The 18,641-nt window shown below is 56.0% G+C and carries 18 protein-coding genes and 1 tRNA gene; 14 read left to right on the top strand and 5 right to left on the bottom strand.

The features are described 5' to 3' along the window. Nucleotides 1–67: 67 nt before the first annotated feature. The 9 genes from uvrB to P8935_RS13035 all read left to right on the top strand — a co-directional run bounded on the left by uvrB (nt 68) and on the right by P8935_RS13035 (nt 9,707). Nucleotides 68–2,059 (top strand): excinuclease ABC subunit UvrB, encoded by a 1,992-nt coding sequence (gene uvrB, locus P8935_RS13075; protein ID WP_348260735.1) that lies wholly within the window; start codon nt 68–70, stop codon nt 2,057–2,059. A gap of 222 nt (nt 2,060–2,281) precedes the next feature. Next, nucleotides 2,282–4,345 carry a cytochrome c-type biogenesis CcmF C-terminal domain-containing protein gene (locus P8935_RS13070; RefSeq protein WP_348260734.1) on the top strand — a complete coding sequence of 688 codons (2,064 nt, stop codon included), beginning with the start codon at nt 2,282–2,284 and terminating at the stop codon, nt 4,343–4,345. A 1-nt stretch (nt 4,346) separates the two neighbouring features. Then, entirely contained in the window at nt 4,347–4,841 is a 495-nt protein-coding gene (locus P8935_RS13065; protein WP_348260733.1) for a cytochrome c-type biogenesis protein CcmH, read from the top strand. Between the two features lie 2 nt (nt 4,842–4,843). Beyond that, nucleotides 4,844–5,125, top strand: coding sequence for a hypothetical protein (locus P8935_RS13060; RefSeq protein ID WP_348260732.1), 282 nt, complete (start codon nt 4,844–4,846; stop codon nt 5,123–5,125). 32 nt (nt 5,126–5,157) lie between these two features. Further along, on the top strand, nt 5,158–6,447 hold the full coding sequence (locus tag P8935_RS13055; protein ID WP_348260731.1) for a carboxypeptidase-like regulatory domain-containing protein: 1,290 nt from the start codon (nt 5,158–5,160) through the stop codon (nt 6,445–6,447). A 160-nt stretch (nt 6,448–6,607) separates the two neighbouring features. Continuing rightward, nucleotides 6,608–7,099 (top strand): DUF4149 domain-containing protein, encoded by a 492-nt coding sequence (locus tag P8935_RS13050; protein ID WP_348260730.1) that lies wholly within the window; start codon nt 6,608–6,610, stop codon nt 7,097–7,099. 49 nt (nt 7,100–7,148) lie between these two features. Next, nucleotides 7,149–7,751 carry a hypothetical protein gene (locus tag P8935_RS13045; RefSeq protein ID WP_348260729.1) on the top strand — a complete coding sequence of 201 codons (603 nt, stop codon included), beginning with the start codon at nt 7,149–7,151 and terminating at the stop codon, nt 7,749–7,751. A gap of 117 nt (nt 7,752–7,868) precedes the next feature. Then, complete coding sequence (gene ychF / locus P8935_RS13040; RefSeq protein WP_348260728.1) at nt 7,869–8,954, top strand: redox-regulated ATPase YchF; 1,086 nt, start codon at nt 7,869–7,871, stop codon at nt 8,952–8,954. Between the two features lie 27 nt (nt 8,955–8,981). Next, on the top strand, nt 8,982–9,707 hold the full coding sequence (locus P8935_RS13035) for a ZIP family metal transporter (RefSeq protein WP_348260727.1): 726 nt from the start codon (nt 8,982–8,984) through the stop codon (nt 9,705–9,707). Nucleotides 9,708–9,719: 12 nt separating this feature from the next. On the opposite strand, the gene P8935_RS13030 is transcribed toward P8935_RS13035, so the two are convergent. Continuing rightward, entirely contained in the window at nt 9,720–10,514 is a 795-nt protein-coding gene (locus P8935_RS13030; RefSeq protein WP_348260726.1) for a polyprenol monophosphomannose synthase, read from the bottom strand. 168 nt (nt 10,515–10,682) lie between these two features. Between P8935_RS13030 and P8935_RS13025 the strand changes: the two genes are divergently transcribed. The 4 genes from P8935_RS13025 to P8935_RS13010 all read left to right on the top strand — a co-directional run bounded on the left by P8935_RS13025 (nt 10,683) and on the right by P8935_RS13010 (nt 16,649). Continuing rightward, complete coding sequence (locus P8935_RS13025) at nt 10,683–12,236, top strand: hypothetical protein (RefSeq protein ID WP_348260725.1); 1,554 nt, start codon at nt 10,683–10,685, stop codon at nt 12,234–12,236. A 276-nt stretch (nt 12,237–12,512) separates the two neighbouring features. Further along, nucleotides 12,513–13,991: a hypothetical protein gene (locus tag P8935_RS13020; RefSeq protein ID WP_348260724.1), complete on the top strand. Its 1,479-nt coding sequence runs from the start codon at nt 12,513–12,515 to the stop codon at nt 13,989–13,991. A gap of 127 nt (nt 13,992–14,118) precedes the next feature. Beyond that, nucleotides 14,119–15,525 (top strand): ATP-binding protein, encoded by a 1,407-nt coding sequence (locus P8935_RS13015; protein WP_348260723.1) that lies wholly within the window; start codon nt 14,119–14,121, stop codon nt 15,523–15,525. Beyond that, entirely contained in the window at nt 15,525–16,649 is a 1,125-nt protein-coding gene (locus P8935_RS13010; protein ID WP_348260722.1) for a universal stress protein, read from the top strand. Before P8935_RS13015 ends, P8935_RS13010 begins: the two co-directional genes overlap by 1 nt. A 57-nt stretch (nt 16,650–16,706) precedes the next feature. On the opposite strand, the gene P8935_RS13005 is transcribed toward P8935_RS13010, so the two are convergent. From P8935_RS13005 to P8935_RS12990, 4 genes are read right to left on the bottom strand one after another with little or no spacing between them, the layout of a single operon-like run. Beyond that, nucleotides 16,707–17,183, bottom strand: a complete 477-nt coding sequence (locus P8935_RS13005; RefSeq protein ID WP_348260721.1) for a hypothetical protein — start codon at nt 17,181–17,183, stop codon at nt 16,707–16,709. Beyond that, complete coding sequence (locus tag P8935_RS13000) at nt 17,180–17,452, bottom strand: hypothetical protein (RefSeq protein ID WP_348260720.1); 273 nt, start codon at nt 17,450–17,452, stop codon at nt 17,180–17,182. Before P8935_RS13000 ends, P8935_RS13005 begins: the two co-directional genes overlap by 4 nt. 9 nt (nt 17,453–17,461) lie before the next feature. Then, nucleotides 17,462–17,722 (bottom strand): hypothetical protein, encoded by a 261-nt coding sequence (locus P8935_RS12995; protein WP_348260719.1) that lies wholly within the window; start codon nt 17,720–17,722, stop codon nt 17,462–17,464. Then, nucleotides 17,719–18,105 (bottom strand): DUF2089 domain-containing protein, encoded by a 387-nt coding sequence (locus tag P8935_RS12990; RefSeq protein ID WP_348260718.1) that lies wholly within the window; start codon nt 18,103–18,105, stop codon nt 17,719–17,721. Before P8935_RS12990 ends, P8935_RS12995 begins: the two co-directional genes overlap by 4 nt. A gap of 243 nt (nt 18,106–18,348) precedes the next feature. Here P8935_RS12990 and P8935_RS12985 point away from each other — a divergent pair. Then, nucleotides 18,349–18,424 (top strand) — tRNA-Lys (locus P8935_RS12985). The last annotated feature ends 217 nt before the right edge of the window (nt 18,425–18,641 follow it).

Raw genomic sequence — 18,641 nt, 5'->3', positions numbered from 1 at the left:
CTATGCAACGATCCAAACGGAAAGATGCATCTTCGCCTAATCTTCGCTCTTCAGCTATAATCTTTCAATGGATTTCCAGCTGGTGACGACCTACAAACCTCGCGGCGATCAACCCCGCGCTATCGAGGAACTGATGCAAGGCCTCTCCGCAGGAGAGAAGCACCAGGTATTGCTCGGCGTCACCGGCTCCGGCAAGACATTCACCATGGCCAAGGTCATCGAGCAGTCCAATCGACCTGCTCTGATCCTTGCACACAACAAGACTCTCGCTGCGCAGCTCTATCACGAGTTCAAGCAATTCTTCCCCGGCAACGCCGTCGAATACTTCGTCAGCTATTACGACTACTACCAGCCCGAGGCCTACATTCCGGCAGGCGACCTATACATAGAGAAGGAAGCGACCATCAACGAAGAGCTGGACAAGCTGCGCCTGTCGGCAACTCGTTCGTTGTTTGAACGCCGCGATGCCATCATCGTCAGTTCAGTCAGTTGCATCTATGGTCTCGGATCGCCCGAAGCCTACTACGGCATGTTGCTGCTGCTTGAAAAAGGCCAGCGCATCAGCCGCAAAGATATTACTCGTCGTTTGGTTGAAATTCTGTATGAGCGCAACGACGCGGATTTCCGGCGCGGAACCTTCCGCGTGCGTGGAGACATCATCGAGGTCTATCCAACTTACGACGAGACGGCTTATCGCATCGAACTTTTCGGCGATGAGATCGAGTCGCTGTCGCAGATCGATCCGCTCTTCGGCACGGTGAAACAGAAGTACTCGCGACTCCCTATCTACCCCAAGAGCCACTACGTTGTGCAGCCCGAACGTAAGGCCGAAGCCATCGATTCCATCGTCACCGAGTTAAGCGAGTGGGTAACCTATCTTGAGGCAGAGGGCCGCATGGTCGAGGCCCAGCGCGTGCATCAACGCACCCGATTCGATCTCGAAATGATCAAGTCGATGGGTTACTGCCACGGGATCGAAAACTACTCGCGCCACTTCTCCGGTCGCCTTCCCGGTGAAGCTCCGCCAACACTGCTTGATTACTTCCCCCGCGACTTCCTGCTCTTCGTTGACGAGAGCCACGCGACCATTCCACAAGTCCACGGCATGTGGCACGGAGATCGCAGTCGCAAACAGAACCTCGTCGATTATGGATTTCGTCTGCCCTCCGCGATGGACAATCGGCCGCTGAAGTTTGATGAATTCGAAAACCGCATTCACCAGACGATCTACGTCTCGGCAACTCCCGGCCCGTATGAACTCACCCGTTCCGCAGGCGTAGTGATCGAGCAGGTTATTCGGCCCACTGGCCTCGTCGATCCTGAAGTGGAGATTCGCCCAGTCAAGGGACAGATCGACGATCTGCTCGCGGAAATTCGCGATCGCGCCAAGCGTGGCGAGCGGGTACTGGTCACAACTCTGACCAAGCGCATGGCTGAAGACCTCGCCGGATACTACACCGAAGTCGGCGTTAAATGCCGCTACATGCACTCCGAGATCGAGACCCTCGAACGCGTGAAGCTCCTCGCCGGCCTGCGCAAAGGCGAGTTCGACGTACTCATCGGCATCAATCTTCTGCGCGAAGGCTTGGACTTGCCGGAAGTCTCGCTCGTGGCCATTCTCGATGCGGACAAAGAAGGCTTTCTCCGCTCATCCGGATCCCTCATCCAGACCATGGGCCGCGCAGCGCGTCATCTCGAAGGCCGTGCAATTCTTTATGCCGACCGCATGACCGATTCAATGAAACAAGCCATCGGCGAAACCGACCGCCGTCGCGCTATTCAGCGTGCCTACAACGAGGAGCATGGCATAACGCCGCAGTCCATCATCAACAAGATGGATATGGGCCTGGCCCAGATCCTCAAGGCCGAATATGGCGAGATCGAAGTAGAAGAGGCGGCAGGTCTGCCCGAGTTCAACTCCCAGGCCGAGGTCGATGCTTTCATCTCAAAACTCGAAACCGAAATGCGCGACGCAGCCCGGAAATTTGAATTTGAAAAGGCTGCCAAACTCCGCGACTCCATCAAGGAACTCCGGGAAAAGGAATTTCTGTTCGGATAAGGTCGGATTCGTGTCTCCAGGCCCAGAATTCAAACATCCAGATTCTGAATCACATGGTAGAGACCGTGCGCTGGACCACCCGCGCCCCCTCCCGAAAGAGACGCCACTCCACCCCTAGTGTGAGGCAAATCACATTTCACCGGCCTAAAATAGTTGAGAATAGGCTCGTTAGATTCCCCTAAGGCATTAGTCCTCAGTGCGAGAATCAGAGATGGAGCTCTGATGGCAACGTTTGGAAGTCTCTCTCTTCTCATCGCTTTAGCGCTGGCCGCATACAATCTGTTTGCCGGCGCAGTAGCGCTTAGACTACTGGCAACGGGCCAGCCTGCGCCGATCGCACCGGAACGACTTGCCGATACAGCACGCCGGGCCGGAATTGCCGCCTTCTTCGCGGTCACGGCGGCAGCAATTGCCCTCGTCTGGTCGGTCTTTACCAACGATTTCTCCATCACCTACATCATGGAGCACTCCAACCGGGCGCTCCCTGCGGCCTATAAATTCGCGGCACTGTGGAGCGGCCAGGAAGGTTCACTTCTTCTGTGGTGCTGGCTTCTCGCCACCTACGGCTTCGTTCTCCGCCTGCGTCACAAGACCGACGTCAAACTCTATGCCTATGCCGGCACGATCCTCTCTGGAATTCAGGTGTTCTTCTTGGCGGTAGTGAACTTTGCCGCGCCGCCGTTCGCGCTCCTGCGCGGTTCTATTCCCGCCGATGGCAACGGACTTAATCCGCTCCTGCAATATCCCGAGATGGTCATTCATCCGCCGATGCTGTACCTCGGTTACGTGGGATTCTCCGTGCCGTTTGCCTTCGCTCTCGGCGCGCTCATGATGCGCTACCCGGGCGAAAAGTGGATCAAGATCACGCGCGTTTGGACCTTGGTGACTTGGCTGTTTCTAACCGGCGGCATCTTCCTCGGCATGCACTGGGCTTATGCCGTATTGGGCTGGGGCGGTTATTGGGGTTGGGACCCGGTTGAGAATGCAAGCTTCATGCCGTGGCTCACTGGCACCGCATTTCTCCACTCCGTCATGATGCAGGAGAAGAAAGGAATGATGAAGAGCTGGAATGTCTGGCTCATCTTCTCCACATTCCTGCTCACGCTGCTCGGAACACTGCTCACCCGCGCAGGCTTGGTAAGTTCGGTGCACGCGTTTGCACAGTCCTCCATCGGCACCTGGTTCATGGTGTTCATGGGAATCATTCTCGCGGTGTGCATCTTCACGTACATCCTGCAGCGCGATCACCTCAAAGGCGAGCATCGCCTTGAGTCGTTGGTAAGCCGCGAGTCAAGCTTCCTCTTCAACAATCTCGTACTGCTGGTCGCCTGCTTCGTCATCCTTTGGGGTACCCTGTTCCCCATCCTCAGCGAGTACGTCGAGGGCAGCAAAGTCACAGTTGGCGCGCCGTTCTACAATCGCGTAGCCATTCCCATCGGACTATTTCTCTTGTTCCTGACAGGCGTTGGACCGCTGCTGCCATGGCGCTCAACGTCGCTGCGAGCCGTTCGTCGCAACTTCATCTTGCCGACGATCGCCTTGTGGGTAATGGTCATCGTCTGTTTCGCCGCCGGCGTGCGGCCCTGGAATGACGGAGCCTTTGATCCCGGTAATTTCTATGCGTTGGTTGCATTTGCGCTCTCCGCAAGCGTGATGACCGCAATCCTTTCGGAGTTTTTCCGCGGGGCCGGCGTGATTGCAAGGCAGACGGGGAAAAACCTGGCCTATTCGATGTACTTGCTAACCCGGCGCAACACGCGGCGTTATGGCGGATACATCGTCCACATCGCCGTGGTCATCGTGGTCATCGGACTGGCCGGTGCCGCGTTCAACAAAAACACCGAACAGGAACTGGCGCTGCACGACAAAATGAGCGTGGGTCCGTACACGCTGGAGTGTGTTGGCTTCACACAAGACTCGAACGCCAACTACAACTCGGACTATGCACTACTGGATGTCTACCGCAACGGCAAAAAGCAATTCCAGATGGCGCCCGAAAAACGCGTTTACCTGGCCAGCCAGCAACCGCAGACCATGGTTGCAGTGCATTCAGTTCCAAGTTGGGACCTTTATGTCGTGTACGAAGGCACCAATCCCGACACCGGCCAGCCGATCATCAAAGCATTTCTCAATCCGCTCGTGAGCTGGATCTGGGCAGGTGTGGCGCTCATGGTGCTGGGTACATTCATAGCTCTGGTTCCAAGTCTCAAGCCGGCTTCGGGTTCATCGCGAACCACTGCCACGCGACCCGAGCATGCGGAAGCAGTTCTGAAGGGCGGCGATTGATATGGCAGCTCCGTTGAATTTGACTGTGGTGAAAAGAACCTTGCAGGCTGGAACACTTGCAATTGCCGTTTGCTTCTCCTTGGGAGCGAGCGATGCAGGTGCTCGCTACGACAAGTTGAACCATCAGATGATGTGCAGTTGCGGATGTGGGCAGGTTCTTGGTGAGTGCAACCATGTAGGCTGTCCCGACTCGCCGGTCCAGTTGGCAGAGTTGCGCACCGCCATCAATACCGGAATGACAGACCAGCAAGTGCTGGACAGTTTTGTCGCCAAGTATGGCGCCACTGTGCTGGCCGCTCCACGGACCCACGGCTTTGATCTTGTGGCCTGGATCGCGCCTTTCGCCGTTTTCGCAGCGGCCCTGCTGGGAACTATTCTGCTGGTTCGCAATTGGTCAGTCGGCAAAAGTGAGGCTCAACAACCCGTAAGTTCCCCCGAAATGGATGCAATCCACGACCGCATTCGCCGTGAAACCGGCAGCGAAGGAGGCTACTAGCAATGAGCGAAACCCTTGGATTAGCGCTTGGATGCCTGATGGCCATTGCATTGTTCCTTTACACGTTCTGGCCGGAAAATGCATTTGCAAGTCAACGCCAGAAGACGCGACTCGATTATCTCGAAGAGCGCAAAGAACAGCTTTACGAAAATCTGCGCGACTTGAATTTTGAATATCGCGCTGGAAAATATCCGGAAGAAGATTTCCGGGAGCAGCGCAGTCAGCTTGAAAACGAAACCGCTCAATTGGTGGCCGAGATGGACCACTTGGAACGACAAGCATAGAAAAACATCTACTAAGGAATCGCGGAAAATCCATGAGATCGAAAAGAACTTTTCTACATGCGGCCACTACCTGCCTTCTTTTTGCAGGCGCACTGGCCCAGGCCGCACAGTTAACAGGCACGGTAACAAACAAGACAACGGGCAAGCCGGCGGCCGGTGACGTCGTAGTGCTGGTGGAACCGATGACCGGCATGACGGAAGTGGCCCACACTACAGTCGATGCCAGTGGGCACTACACAATCAATCGCCCCAGCAACGCACCAGCTCTAGTGAAGGTCACACATCAGGGAGCAGAATTTTTCGCGGACGCTCCTCAAAGCGGAACAATACCTGATGTCGCCGTCTACGACGTAGCACAGAAGGTCGATGGCGTCTTCGTGGAAGCGGACGTCCTCGAACTTGAAGTTGCAAATGGACAGTTGCATGTCATCGAACGCTACTTCGTGCATAACACCAGCATGCCTCCGCGCACGCAGTGGAGCCCGAAGAGCTTTGAAATCGTGCTGCCCGAAGAAGCCGTGGTCGAATCGGCACAGGGACAGCGCCCCAGCACCGGCAGCCTTCCCACCACCCTGAAGCTTCAGCCAAACGGAGCCAAGGGACACTACGCCTTTAACTTTCCAATCCAGCCCGACGAAGGCGACAAGGATACGCAGTTCAATATCAGCTATGCCTTGCCCTATAACGGTTCGTTCACCTTCCGTCCGCAAGAATCTCTGGCCACTCAGAGTGTAGGCGTACTGCTGCCGAAGAGCATGACATTTACGCCTGGCTCCGGCTCCGCGTTCACCGCGATCAACCAGGATCCGAACATCCAGACATTCGTTGCGAAAAATGCGACGCCCGGTAAGCCATTGGAGTTCCAGGTCTCAGGCACCGGTTCAATGCCGCGTGAAGATCAAGGCGCCGCAGGTCCTGGTGGTCCCGCAGCCGCTGCGCCCGGAAACGGCCAGCCCGGCGGCGGCATAGGAGAACCCATCAACACACCCGATCCGCTAAGCAAATACAAGTGGTGGATCCTTGGTGGACTCGCCCTCGTGTTCGCCGCAGCCGCGGCATTTCTCCTGCGCAAGCCTGAGGGAACGATTGGCGCCGTCGCACAAGTACCAGGTGCAGGCGTCGTAACATCAGCGCCACATTCCTACCCCGCGACAGCGATTTCAGCCGCCTCAAAAAACGGCGCCCTCCTGAGTGTCTTGAAAGAAGAACTATTCTCGCTGGAGAGCGAAAAGCTGACCGGCGCCGTCACTCCCGCAGAATATGCGGAAACAAAAGCCGCACTGGAAACGGTGCTGAAGCGAGCACTGAAAAACAAGTCCTAGCCGCCAATTACGAACTGCAGCGCCCGCCCATCCCAATTCGGCGGGCGCTATCTTTTTGTCCAAGCTGTCACTGCCGACCAAAGGCTCGAATCGTCACGCGATCCAATGCACACTCCCATTTTCTGTTCCCTGTTCATCCCTCGCCTTGTATCCTTCGGAGATGAAGACCCTGCTTCGCACGCTGCTTTTTCTCGCGCTCATTGTCTGGATCGGCGCTGAGATTTTCTTTCCGGTTGTTGCGGCTGTCACATTTGGTTCGTTGCCCGGCGCTACCCATACTGCAGGATCGATTGTCGGCGAATTGCTGCGCATCCTTCACGGAATGGGAATAGTCTGCGGGCTCGTGCTGCTTGCTCTCATGGCGTTGGCGCCCGCGTGGAACATCTACAAGCCAAAATCGGTCCTGGCGCCGATGGTCCTCGTGGTTGTAATGCTGGCCTGCACAGCGTTTTCGCAATATGTAATCATCCCAGCGATGGAGCGCGATCGTGCCGCCGCCGGAGGAGCAATTGACACCGCCGACAGTACGAATCCAACGACTGCTCATTTCAACATGCTCCACAATCGCAGCGAACACGTAGAAGAAGCGATCCTGTTGTTCGGTATCGCCACCGTAGTGCTGGTGGCGTTCGCGGAGTCATCGCGAGTCTAATGCGCGGTAAGAATTAATCAGTCTAGTGATGCGACCCTTCGGAGACTTCATGGGACGCGAAGCTCAATGCACATGCATCTGGAATGGAGCCGAGTGCAAGGTAAAGGCGCTGCTCGAACCACCGGACTTGATTCTGCGAGGAGAGATCCGCCGCCGGATTCCTTTCGCAAAAATGAAGACCATCCAATCGGATGGTGATAGCCTGCGTTTCAAATTCGAAGGTGAATCTGTCTCGCTCCAACTCGGCAATGTAGTCGCAGCAAAGTGGGCCGAAACCCTCCTCAAGCCCCCGCCCACACTTGCAAAGAAGCTAGGAATCACACCCGAATCGATGGTTCGCGTGATCGGTCCCGTAGATGATTCTTCTTTGAAGGTTGCGCTCACCAAAGCAAAAAAAGTCTCGAAAACCACGGGCGAGTTGATTCTTGCGCGCGTCGATACGCCAGCAGATTTAGACGCCGCGCTGCATAAGGCCGCCGGTCAACTCAAGACGGGAGTGCCCATCTGGTTTATCTATCGCAAGGGTCCGGGACATCCGTTAAATGAAAATCAAGTGCGGCAAACCGCCCTCGCTACTGGAATTGTGGACACAAAGATCGCAGCGGTCTCCGCTGTGTTTTCAGCCCTCCGTTTTGTGAAACGCCGCAACTAATCCGACCTTTTCCTTAGTCCCTATTCCCTAGGCCCTTAGTCCCTGCGTTTCACTCTTGTATCATCGTAGAGGTCCTGAAGCGCGCAAAGTATCGTGCAGGGGCTCCATCGGAAACACATGAAAACTGGCATTATCGGCCTGCCTCAGGTGGGCAAGACATCGTTATTCAAGATTCTCACCAAAGCCAAGCTTGAAGATCGCGGCTACTCCAACCCGCGCGAAGCTCACATCGGCGTAGCGCGCGTGCCCGACGACAGGCTCGACAAACTTTCCGCGCTTTACTCTCCGAAAAAAACCACGCACGCCACGGTTGAGTATGTCGATGTTGCCGCCATCGGTCAGGAAGCGCTGAAGGAAACCGCGTTCCTCACAAGCCTGCGCAACGTCGATGCGTTGATCCACGTTCTGCGCGCGTTCGAGGATGATTCCATTCCCCACGTCGGCCCAATCGACCCCCTTCGCGACGTGAAAAATGTCGAATTCGACCTGATGATCAGCGATTTGACCCAGGTGGAAAAGCGGCTTGAGCGACTTGAGAAGGATCTTAAAAAAGGCCGCACCGGCGAACTCGAGAGAGAACAAGCCCTCCTTCTGCGTTCAAAAGAGGCACTCGAAAAAGAGCAGCCGATCCGCGAACTGGAGATGACAGCGGATGAAAAGAAGCTCATTAAGGGATTCATGTTTCTCTCGCAAAAGCCTGTTTTATATGTGGTTAATATCGGCGAGAGCATGACCCTCGGCGATGACCTCGATGCAGCCGTGGAGCGCTACAAACTGACCGATGTGGCCCAGCGTCCAAATGCCGGAGCGACCGCAATCTGCGGCAAAGTTGAAGCCGAACTGGCTGACATGGATGAGGATGAGGCCGCGGAATTTCTGTCCAGTTATGGTCTCCACGAAAGCGGCCTGGTGCGGCTGATCCGTAAGAGTTATGAATTGCTCGGCCTGATCAGCTTCTTCACTGCAGGAGAAGACGAGTGTCGCGCGTGGACAATTCCCGCGGGATCGAAAGCACCGCAGGGGGCTGGCGCGATTCATTCCGATCTCGAACATCACTTCATCCGGGCCGAAACCATTCGCTGGGACAACCTCTTAGCGGCAGGAAGCGAAGCAAATGCGCGCGCCCTGGGAACGCTTCGTCTTGAGGGCAAGGAGTACGTGGTGCAGGACGGCGATGTCATGCACATTCGGCACAGCGGGTGAGCTTAAGCAAGGGATAGGTAAGCAAGAATGCTCAAACTCTCGGTGGCCCTCGGTGTACTGGCCGCGCTTGCTGACGTCGCTGGCGGCTTGGTGCTGGTGAGAGCCCGCGGCGTCGAGCGCTATCTCCGCTACTTCGTTGCCCTGGGTGCCGGTTTCCTCATGGCTGTCGCTCTGCTCGAGATGACGCCTGAGAGCCTCAAGCTGAATCCTGTAATCGGCCCGATCCTCATCATGGTCGGCTACTGCGCGGTGCACCTGCTCGAACACACCATTAACTCTCATTTCCATTATGGCGAAGAGACACATCACCACGAATTCGTTTCCGCCCGAACGGGCTACTCAGTCCTGGGCGGCCTTAGCGTACACGCGCTATTCGACGGCGTTGCGATTGGCTCCGGATTCGTAGTGAACAATGCGCTCGGCTGGCTCATCTTTCTGGCCGTATTTCTCCACAAGGCGCCCGAGGGCTTTACCATGGCCTCTGTGATGCTCGCCAGTGGACGCAGCCGCACCGCAGCGTTCTATTCAGCGGTCATGCTTGCGGCCGCCACCATCATCGGCGTTTTGATCATTGAATTAGTTCCAAGCTGGCTTCCCTATGGTCTTCCCGTCTCAGCCGGAGTAGCGCTTTACGTCGGGGCAAGCGATCTGGTCCCCGAGGTGAATCGCGAACCTGGCATCCGCATGGCCTTGGTCTTTTTTCTCGGCGTGGTTGGATTTCTGATAATGCGCTCGGCACTCCCCGCGCTGTAAGTTGACGCCTAATCAGTCCACAAACGTGCTCACCGGGACAGACCGGCCTAATCCGAATCTGTCGCGGTATAGACGCGCAAGCAAGCGGCCATACTCCAGCGCAACCTTGATATTCGCCTTGCTTGCCCCACGATATCTCTCGCCAAAAGCAAACGGAATCTCGCGAACGGACGAGAGGCGGGCACGAACGAGGATTTCAAGCAGAAGCTTGAACCCCGACTGCTGAAACTCGATTCCTGATAGACATTCGCGACGAACAAAAAAGAATCCCGACAAAGGATCTTTCGCGCGAAGCCCAAAGCGTTGAACTGGCCAAGTAACCCACACAGCAGCGGCCGACAGCACTCGACGAATCACGTTCCATCGGCCGTATCCGCCACCGGGCGTGTAGCGGCTGCCGATCACGAGGTCGCAACCCGATGCAATCGCCTTGGCGAGTTCGGCCAACAACTCCGGCGGATGCTGAAAGTCCGCATCCATTACCCCGAGGATTGTGGCATCCGTATTTTCCCATCCATGAAGAATCGCGCCCGACAAACCCCGCTGCCCCTTGCGGACCAGCAGCCGAATACGCTCATCCTCCTGCGCAAGTGTGGAGACAATCTCAGCAGTACCATCGCAACTATCGTCATCGATGATCAGGATCTCGTAGTCAAAGTTGAGTGCATTAAGCACGGCGCGAACGCGACAGAGCAATTCCGGAATATTGTCCGCTTCGCACAGCGTCGGAATTGCCATCGCCAGCTTGCGCACGAGTACGGGACGGCGGTTCTGCGGCCGCTCATGAATGCTTGATGAGCGATCCACATCGATCTTGAATGGGACGGTAGACTCTGAAACCAGACTCTGCATATTCAATTTGTAAAGACGGACAATGTGCTATCACGGTAAACATTCGAATCGAATCGCCGCTTCACCCTTTGCCAACAGTCTTTTGAGTATACGAGAGCAGCAGAACCTTGCTTCATCCGCTGTTTGACTGACCATGACGATGCTGCAAGTCGTTCGCAATTAAAATACATTAACGAGCAAGAACAGGAGCAGCAACTGAAGGATCTAGCGAATCTGCACGGCCGGAACATTCTGCTGGTCTTTCTCTTCGCGCTACTCGCCATGGCGGTGATGGGCTATCACCCCGGCCTGGAAGACGATGCCGTATATCTCACCGCCGTTAAGGCCGATCTCAACCCCGTACTTTATCCGCACGACTCCGACTTCTTCCGTATCCAATCCCAAGCCACCGTCTTCGACAAATGCATAGCCGGTTTCATTCGCCTCACGCATATCCCAGTAGCTTTCACGGAGCTGCTGTTTCAGTTTGTCTCAATCTTCCTCATCCTTCTCGGCTGCTGGCTCATTGCGCGAATCTTGTTCGCCGAGCAATGGGTGCAATGGGCCGGTGTAGCTTTGACCGCCGCAATGATGACTCTACCCGTCGCCGGCACTGCGCTGTATCTGGCCGATCAGCATCTGCACCCGCGCAACACTGCTACCGCGCTCGTCCTGTTGGCAGTTTCCCGCATCATGTCAGGCAGGAACTGGCAAGCAGTTCCCTTGCTGTTGTTAGCCTTCCTGCTGCATCCGATCATGGCGGCACTCGGAATCTCCTTCTGCTTCTTCCTCGCCATGGCGATGCTCAAACCAGTTCATCCGTGGCTGCGGTCATTGCGTGGTTCGCTGGTCGCAGCCGTCCCGCTCGGTTGGGTGTTTGAATCACCCACACCTGTCTGGCACCGAGCACTCCAAACACGCGGCTACTATTTCCTCTACACCTGGACATGGTACGAATGGCTCGGTGCGCTTGCACCACTCATCCTTTTCGGGCTGTTGTGGCGCATCGCACGCCAGCGCGGTGAAACAATGCTGGCCCGCTTCACCTTGGCCGTTTTTTCTTACGGCCTCTTCCAGCAAGCGGTAGCCATGATCGTGTTGAAGTCCCCAGCCCTGGAGCGACTCACACCCATGCAGCCCATGCGCTTTCTGCATTTGATTTACTACTTCCTGACGCTCATAGGTGGATGCCTACTCGGTAAGTACTTGCTTAAAACCAACGCCTGGCGCTGGGCCGCCTTCCTTATCGTCACCAACACCGGCATGTTTGTTTCGCAGGTTGCGCTGTACCCAGGCACCGACCACCTGGAGCTACCCGGCATACCGTCAAGCAATCCATGGCTGCAGTCATTTGATTGGATTCGTGCCAATACTCCGACCAATGCGTACTTCGCCATGGACCCCAATTATCTTGCGGCACCAGGCGAGGATTATCACAGCTTCAGGGCAATCGCCGAGCGCAGTCAACTCGCCGACATGATCAAAGACCCATCGCTCGTAACCCAGGTGCCCGAGCTTGGACCAGCCTGGGAAATGCAGGTAAATGCCACCGCTGGATGGCAGAGATTCCAACTCGAAGACTTTGAACGCCTAAAAGCGAAACTCGGAGTGGGATGGGTAATCGTTTCATATCCGCAGCCCAGGGGATTGGCTTGCCCTTGGCACAATGACAGCCTTACCGTTTGCGAAATACCTTGAAAATGGCTCACGACCCGTGTCGCCACACGTCGTAGTATTAGAAGAACGTATCCCAGAGGATTGCATAGCAGTAATGATTTCTTATGATTCAGCGCCGCGTTGCGACAATCCTCATCTACCATTTAGCTCAGTGCGTTTCTTAGTGTATCGATGTCGACGAGTCTCTAAACCTGCGCGCTCGAAACTCAAGTCTCACAAGAGGTTCATCTGATTCACCGCGCAGCAAAAGCATTCGGCGCCTCAACCGCCCGCGAGCAATTTCCTGCTCTTCGGATTGTGGGACTGACCGCAGCGGCGCTGCTGATTCACGGCTATCATTTCGGCGTTGAGGACGGCGAAATTTACGTGCCGGCCGCGCAAAAACTGCTCCACCCCACTCTCTATCCCTTCGCCTCCGAGTTCTTCCTTTCTCACGGACATCTTTCCCTGTTCGGATCTATTCTCGCGTGGACGGCGCGACTCACGCACCTGTCAATGGACTGGACGCTCTTCGTCTGGTACATCCTGAGTCTGTTTGCCACGCTCGCCTCCTGCTGGCTTCTCGCTGCCGCGTGCTTTTCTTGCCCGCGCGCGCACTGGACGGCAATGCTTGTCATCACCGCCGTGCTGACCATGCCGGCTACCAACACCGGACTTCTGTTGATCGATCCCTATATAACGGCGCGCTCGTTTTCGACTCCCCTCACTCTATTCGCGCTGGCATTTGCACTTGAGCGCCGATATGTCTGGGTAGGTGTTGCCGCGCTTCTCACTGCTCTGGTCCATCCGCAAATGGTGGTCTATCTTGCCTTTCTGATTGCCGTCATGTGGGCTGGAGACCGCCGCAAACAAGCCGTGCGCGAACCGGTCCATGTCATGGCTTCTGTGGGCGTGGGTCTTTTTCCCTCTGGATTTCATATCGCTCCGGCAAGCGGCCCATACCGCGAAGCGCTCTACTCGCGCGACTACTTCTTCCTTTACAACTGGACGTGGTATCACTGGCTCGGAATGCTTGCTCCTCTAGCGATCCTCGCGTGGTTCTGGCGCGGCAATGTGCGCGGCACCCGACGAGGTTTTCAACTGATCAGCTTCGCACTTATTCCCTTCGGATTAATCTCGATCGCTGCTGCCGCGATACTCTGCTCATCGCCTGAATTTGAAATGTTCGTGCGACTGCAGCCTCTGCGCTCATTCCACCCCATAACATTCATCTTTGTCTTGCTTCTCGCTGGCGTCGCAGGAGAGTATCTAGCCAAGTCGCGCAATTGGGTTCCCGTGGCTTTCTTCGTCCCGCTTGCAGTGGGAATGTACCTCGTTTCCCGACAGACCTACCCCAACAGTCCCCAAATTGAATTGCCTGCGAAGACAAGCAGCAATGCGTGGGTCGATACCCTGCTTTGGATCCGGCAGAACACACCCGAGAGTGCGGTCTTCGCTGTCGATTCGCACTATTTCAAAGACAGTCCCAGCGACGTTCATGGCTTTCGAGCGATCTCCACCCGCTCAGCCCTGGCGGACTACTACAAAGACAGTGGCGTCGTCTCGTTGTTTCCGGCCCTTGCTCCGGAATGGAAGCAGATGAGCAATGCCACCTACGGGCTCAATCACTTCAGCCTGGACCAGTTTCGCCGCCTTCACCAGCAATATCCAGAGGTCACCTGGACCGTAATTCACGGCTATGCTCCCAGGGGATTGGACTGCCCCCATGAAGAGCGCGGATACAGCGTGTGCCGCATGCCCCTGCCGGCGCCTGAACCGGTAGCTCTCCGCAACTGACTCCCATTCCCGCGATTGCTTCGCTGAAATACCACGAAATCAACAGCTAAAGCCTTCTCCGTTTTGCGCCTTGAAGGCAAGTGCGACAAAATGAAAGCGTGGTTTTCTTCGACGCGGAGTCCGCAGGATGCTGAATCTCACGCAGAGGTTGATTATCGGCTGTGTGGTAATTGCAGCGCTCGGCGTGTGCCTGGTCGCATTTACCCATCGCGCTTTGGTAGTCGCGGGCCAATGGCATCTTGCCATTGCACTCCTCATCTCGCTGATCCTTGTGGAAGTAGCAACAGTCATGCTGGTGCTCCATCCCATTCGGATGCTGGCCAGTGATGCCGTCAAAATCGCGCGCGGCAATCTTGAGCATCGCGTGGAATGGAGCAGCCGGGACAGCTTCGGCGTCATCGCAGCTGAATTGAACCGCATCGCCGTCCGTCTTCGCGAACTGCGCGACTCTGAAGCGGGCCGCAGGCAGATGGAATTCCAGCTCTCCGACGCTGTGCTCCAATCTATCTTTGAGCCAATCATCGTCACCGACGCAAAGGGACACATTCTCAAGCTCAACCAGGCCGCCGGCGATGTCCTTGGTGAAGCGGCGAACGATCGTTTGGCACTAACCAACACCCCCGGCGGCGACAAAATTCTCAGTGCAATCCGCGACGCCATCTCCATGCAAAAGCCCATCGCCGCGGAAGGCGAAGCGGCTATGTTGCCCATGCGCATCGGCAAACAGTCGCGCAGTTATCGTCTGCGCACCATGCCCATGCGCGACTCCGACGGACGCCTCCTGGGTACCGTGACAACACTTGAAGACGTGACTACACTGCAGGACACCGATCGCTTCAAGACGCAGTTCATCTCCGTCGCCAGCAAAAAACTACGCGATCCCCTGTTGCAACTACGGCGAGGCCTATACGCTCTGGGCCACGGATTTGGAGGGGAGTTGTTGCCGCTGCAATCAGAACTCGTTGTAGAAGCGAGCTCTGAGGCCGAGAAACTCAGCGACCTTATGGCCGATCTGATCGAAGTGGCTGAACTCGACACCGGTAAGCGCGAATTGAAACTGGAACGCCTTCGCCCTTTGCCTCTCCTCGACGAAGCTCGCAATCGATATGTCGACGAAGCCGCAGCAAAAGGTGTCCGTATCGAAGTGAGCGCATTCGCGGATTTGTCGTTCGTGATGGCTGATCGTCGCGCGCTTCGATCCGTCCTCGACAATCTGGTTGCCAACGCCTTGCGTTATACGCCAGCCGACGGCGAGATTCTGCTTGCCGCAGAAGAGATGAAAGAATTTGTGCAATTCACGGTGCGTGACTCTGGGCGCGGCATTGAGGCCGATCGCCTCAGCACCATCTTCGATCGCTTCAATCCGTTCTCGGAAAGCGGCACCGGCATGGGACTGGCCCTCGTTCGCCGTCTCGTTGAGTCGCTCGGCGGCCAGATCGCTGTGGAAAGTCGCCTCGGCCATGGCACCACCTTCCGTTTCACACTGCCTGTAGCCGTGGCTGAAGCAATTCCACACCCGGTCGAGGTGGGCTGATGGCTGAGATCGAGTTTGAACGCCAGCAGGAACCTGCCCGGCTTCGCATCTACCTCGGCGCAGCCCCCGGAGTAGGCAAAACCTATCACATGCTCAACGACGCCGTGCTGAAGCGCAAGCAGGGCGTCGATGTCGTAATCGGACTAGTAGAAACACATGGCCGCCAGGATACCGCCGACCAGATTCGCGATCTCGAAATCGTCCCCCTCCGCCTGATTCCGTATCGCGGCGTCGATTTGAAAGAGATGGACGTCGACGCGATTCTGGCCCGTCGTCCCCAACTCGTCATCGTCGACGAACTGGCGCACACCAACGTTCCCGGCAGCAAGAATCGCAAGCGCTATGAAGACGTACTTGAACTGCTCGACGCGGGCATCGACGTGTGGACCGCCGTCAACATCCAGCATCTCGAAACCTTGAACGATGCAGTCAATCGTTCGGCAAACACCGTCATTCGCGAGACTGTTCCAGACAGCTTCTTTAAACGTGCTGACGAAGTCATGAACGTCGACATCACCGTGGAAGAGCTTCGCTCGCGGCTTCGCGAAGGAAAAATCTATGCGCCGGAAAAGGTCGAACAGTCTCTCGCCAACTTTTTCCGTAAGGGCAATCTGAATCTACTCCGCGAACTGGCTCTACGCGCTACCGCCGAGCAGGTCAGCAAGCGCGCGTCCGATTATCGCCGCACGCAGGGCCTCGAACAGGCTCCGATTCCGGACAAGGTGATGGTCTGTCTAAGCACCCGGCCCGGAACCGAGCGCCTCATCCGGGTAGGATCGCGCGTAGCCGGCCGCCTCGCCACTAACTGGTATGCCGTCTACGTCAATCGCCCCGACGAAGACAAAGGCCACGGAGATCCAGAAGCATTTCAGCGCATCGAAGAGTATCGTCGCATGGCGAAAGACCTGGGCGCGCAGGTTGTAACGCTGAACGATAAGAATGTCGCCGATGCGCTTATCCGGTTTGCGCAGCAGGAGAGCATCTCGCACGTAATCTTTGGCCAGCCGGTGCGCTCACGGCTCGACATTCTCTTTCGCGGCTCCGTGCTGAATCGCTTCCTCGCCGAAGTACGCGACGTGACCGTGCAGGTAGTGCCGATGCAGAAGCCTCTACGCCGCGGCTAGAAAAAGCCAATTGCAAATCCTTGGTTCCTTACTCCCTGGCCCTCATTCCCTGTATCTTCATTCGCAGAAAACCCGAACCTTGGTCGCGTTGCCCTCTTTACCCTCCACGTCCACCGTCAGGTCTTCAAGATGGTCAATAAGTTCTTCAAGGTTCTCCGGCTTGATCTGCGACAGCGTCAGCGGAACGCCATGGTTCACAAACGCCTGGTCGAGTTGATTGTGCGCCTGCTGCGGAATCAATGCCGCCAGCCGTACCCCCGCCCGTAACAATTGCATGGGCACGCGCACGTTCACCGTCGTCAGACCCTTGTTCCCGGTCATCGATTCATCCGCCTCCACCAGAACGCGCAGATACTTCGGAGGAACCTTTCCAGTGCCACTTTTTGGGCCGCTCCCATTCCCCGAAGCGGAGGAAACACTGCCCGCCGGCACAACAGTGTCCGGGTCGAGGGCCGAAAGCAGCCTCTCGGCCTCGTCGGCAGTGATCTTTCCCACTGCCAGCATCTCCAGAATCTGTCGTCTGTTCTCGTTCATAGCATTCCTCCCAGAAGTTCGTTGGCCGGCAAAAGTGCACGATGGACAGCCTCGGCCATCGTCGGAATCTGCGCGTTGATGAAGTGCAAAAGCACGGGCAAAAGCTCATGCAGGTGAAACTGTGTAAGGCAGGCAAAAGCTAGACACAGAAATAAAATCCAGACAGTCTCGCGGCTGTCGTTCCACGCCCTCAGCAGGCGCTCCGCCTCAACCGCTGTAATGCGCCCGGAGGCGACAAGAGACAAGATTGTGCTGCGATCACGATCCATAACCCACCTCTACAAAATTCGAACGAGGACGCGATTGCCCTCGGTTGCAACTCGTACATCCGTCCCCGGCAAACTACACAGCAATGCCCAGAAAGCGGCGATAGTTTGCCAAAAACGTACTCCAGAAATAAGACAGCCAATCAACAGCGCCAGCAGAATGATCGGCGCTAGCAGGATCGCCGGAATCCACAACAGAAAGAGCGGAAGCCAGAGCCGGAAATTCGGTCCGTGCGGAAAGTTGATGTGAACCACTGCAACATTCGGAGTCACTTGATGGCCTCCAGTTCGCGGATTGCCTCTTCAGCACTGATTTCGCCGCTCTTCAACCGCTCAAGCACGTCGGACCGCGAGGGCGAAGGGTTGGTATCGATAAACTGCAACAACCCTGAAATCCGATTAAGCCGCGCTTTGATGGTGGGATAGCTCACCCCAAAAATCTGTTCCATCTCCTTGATCGACCCGTGAGAGCGGAGGAATGCGGTGACAAATATCTGGTCTTCCAAAGTGAGCCGCGCCAGTTCCGGAAGGGTAAAAGCGCCTTCGACCGCTATCCCCTTCTCCGGTATATTTACCCTTTCAATCACCAGCGCAGTTCCCTGGGCAATCCGGAGAAGTTCCTGCCAGTCGGCAGAGGCTTTTGACTCAGACCCCATTAGCTCTCCATTCCTAAATATCAAACAGATTATGATTAAGTTTTTTAATTTTTGCAATATATTTTTTGATATTTATTATTTTAACTACTAACACACTTAATATTCACGATTTTAGACGCATGCGATCTACGGTCTGAAGGCCGAAAGCGAGTATCTGCAGGCAAGCCCCACTCTGTGTTAGTTTTGAGACAGTGGCTTGCCGGGAAGAAAGCGTACTTTTCGCTTCCCGATTGTGCCAGCAGAGAGCCCGTAGCTCAGTTGGTAGAGCAACGCCCTTTTAAGGCGTGGGTCCTGGGTTCGAGTCCCAGCGGGCTCACCATCATTTCGGATGGGCTTCACCACTCTCCCCTCCTTCCCCGCTCTCCGTCAAAATTGAAGCCGGTTTTTGTCTGTCTTCGCACGGGACAGTCAGACCTGTTCATTTCTGGATTACTAAGGGCACCATGTCCCTCCCCATTTGTTTGCGGCACGCATCCAACCACAAACAGGGACTTCACGGGATTTCCGGTTTCGGCTTTCGAACACGCTTTGAAATC

It is taken from the genome of Telmatobacter sp. DSM 110680 (genome assembly GCF_039994875.1).
In the GTDB taxonomy this organism is placed as follows: Bacteria; Acidobacteriota; Terriglobia; order Terriglobales; family Acidobacteriaceae; genus Telmatobacter.
This window is presented reverse-complemented; position numbering and strand designations above follow the sequence as displayed.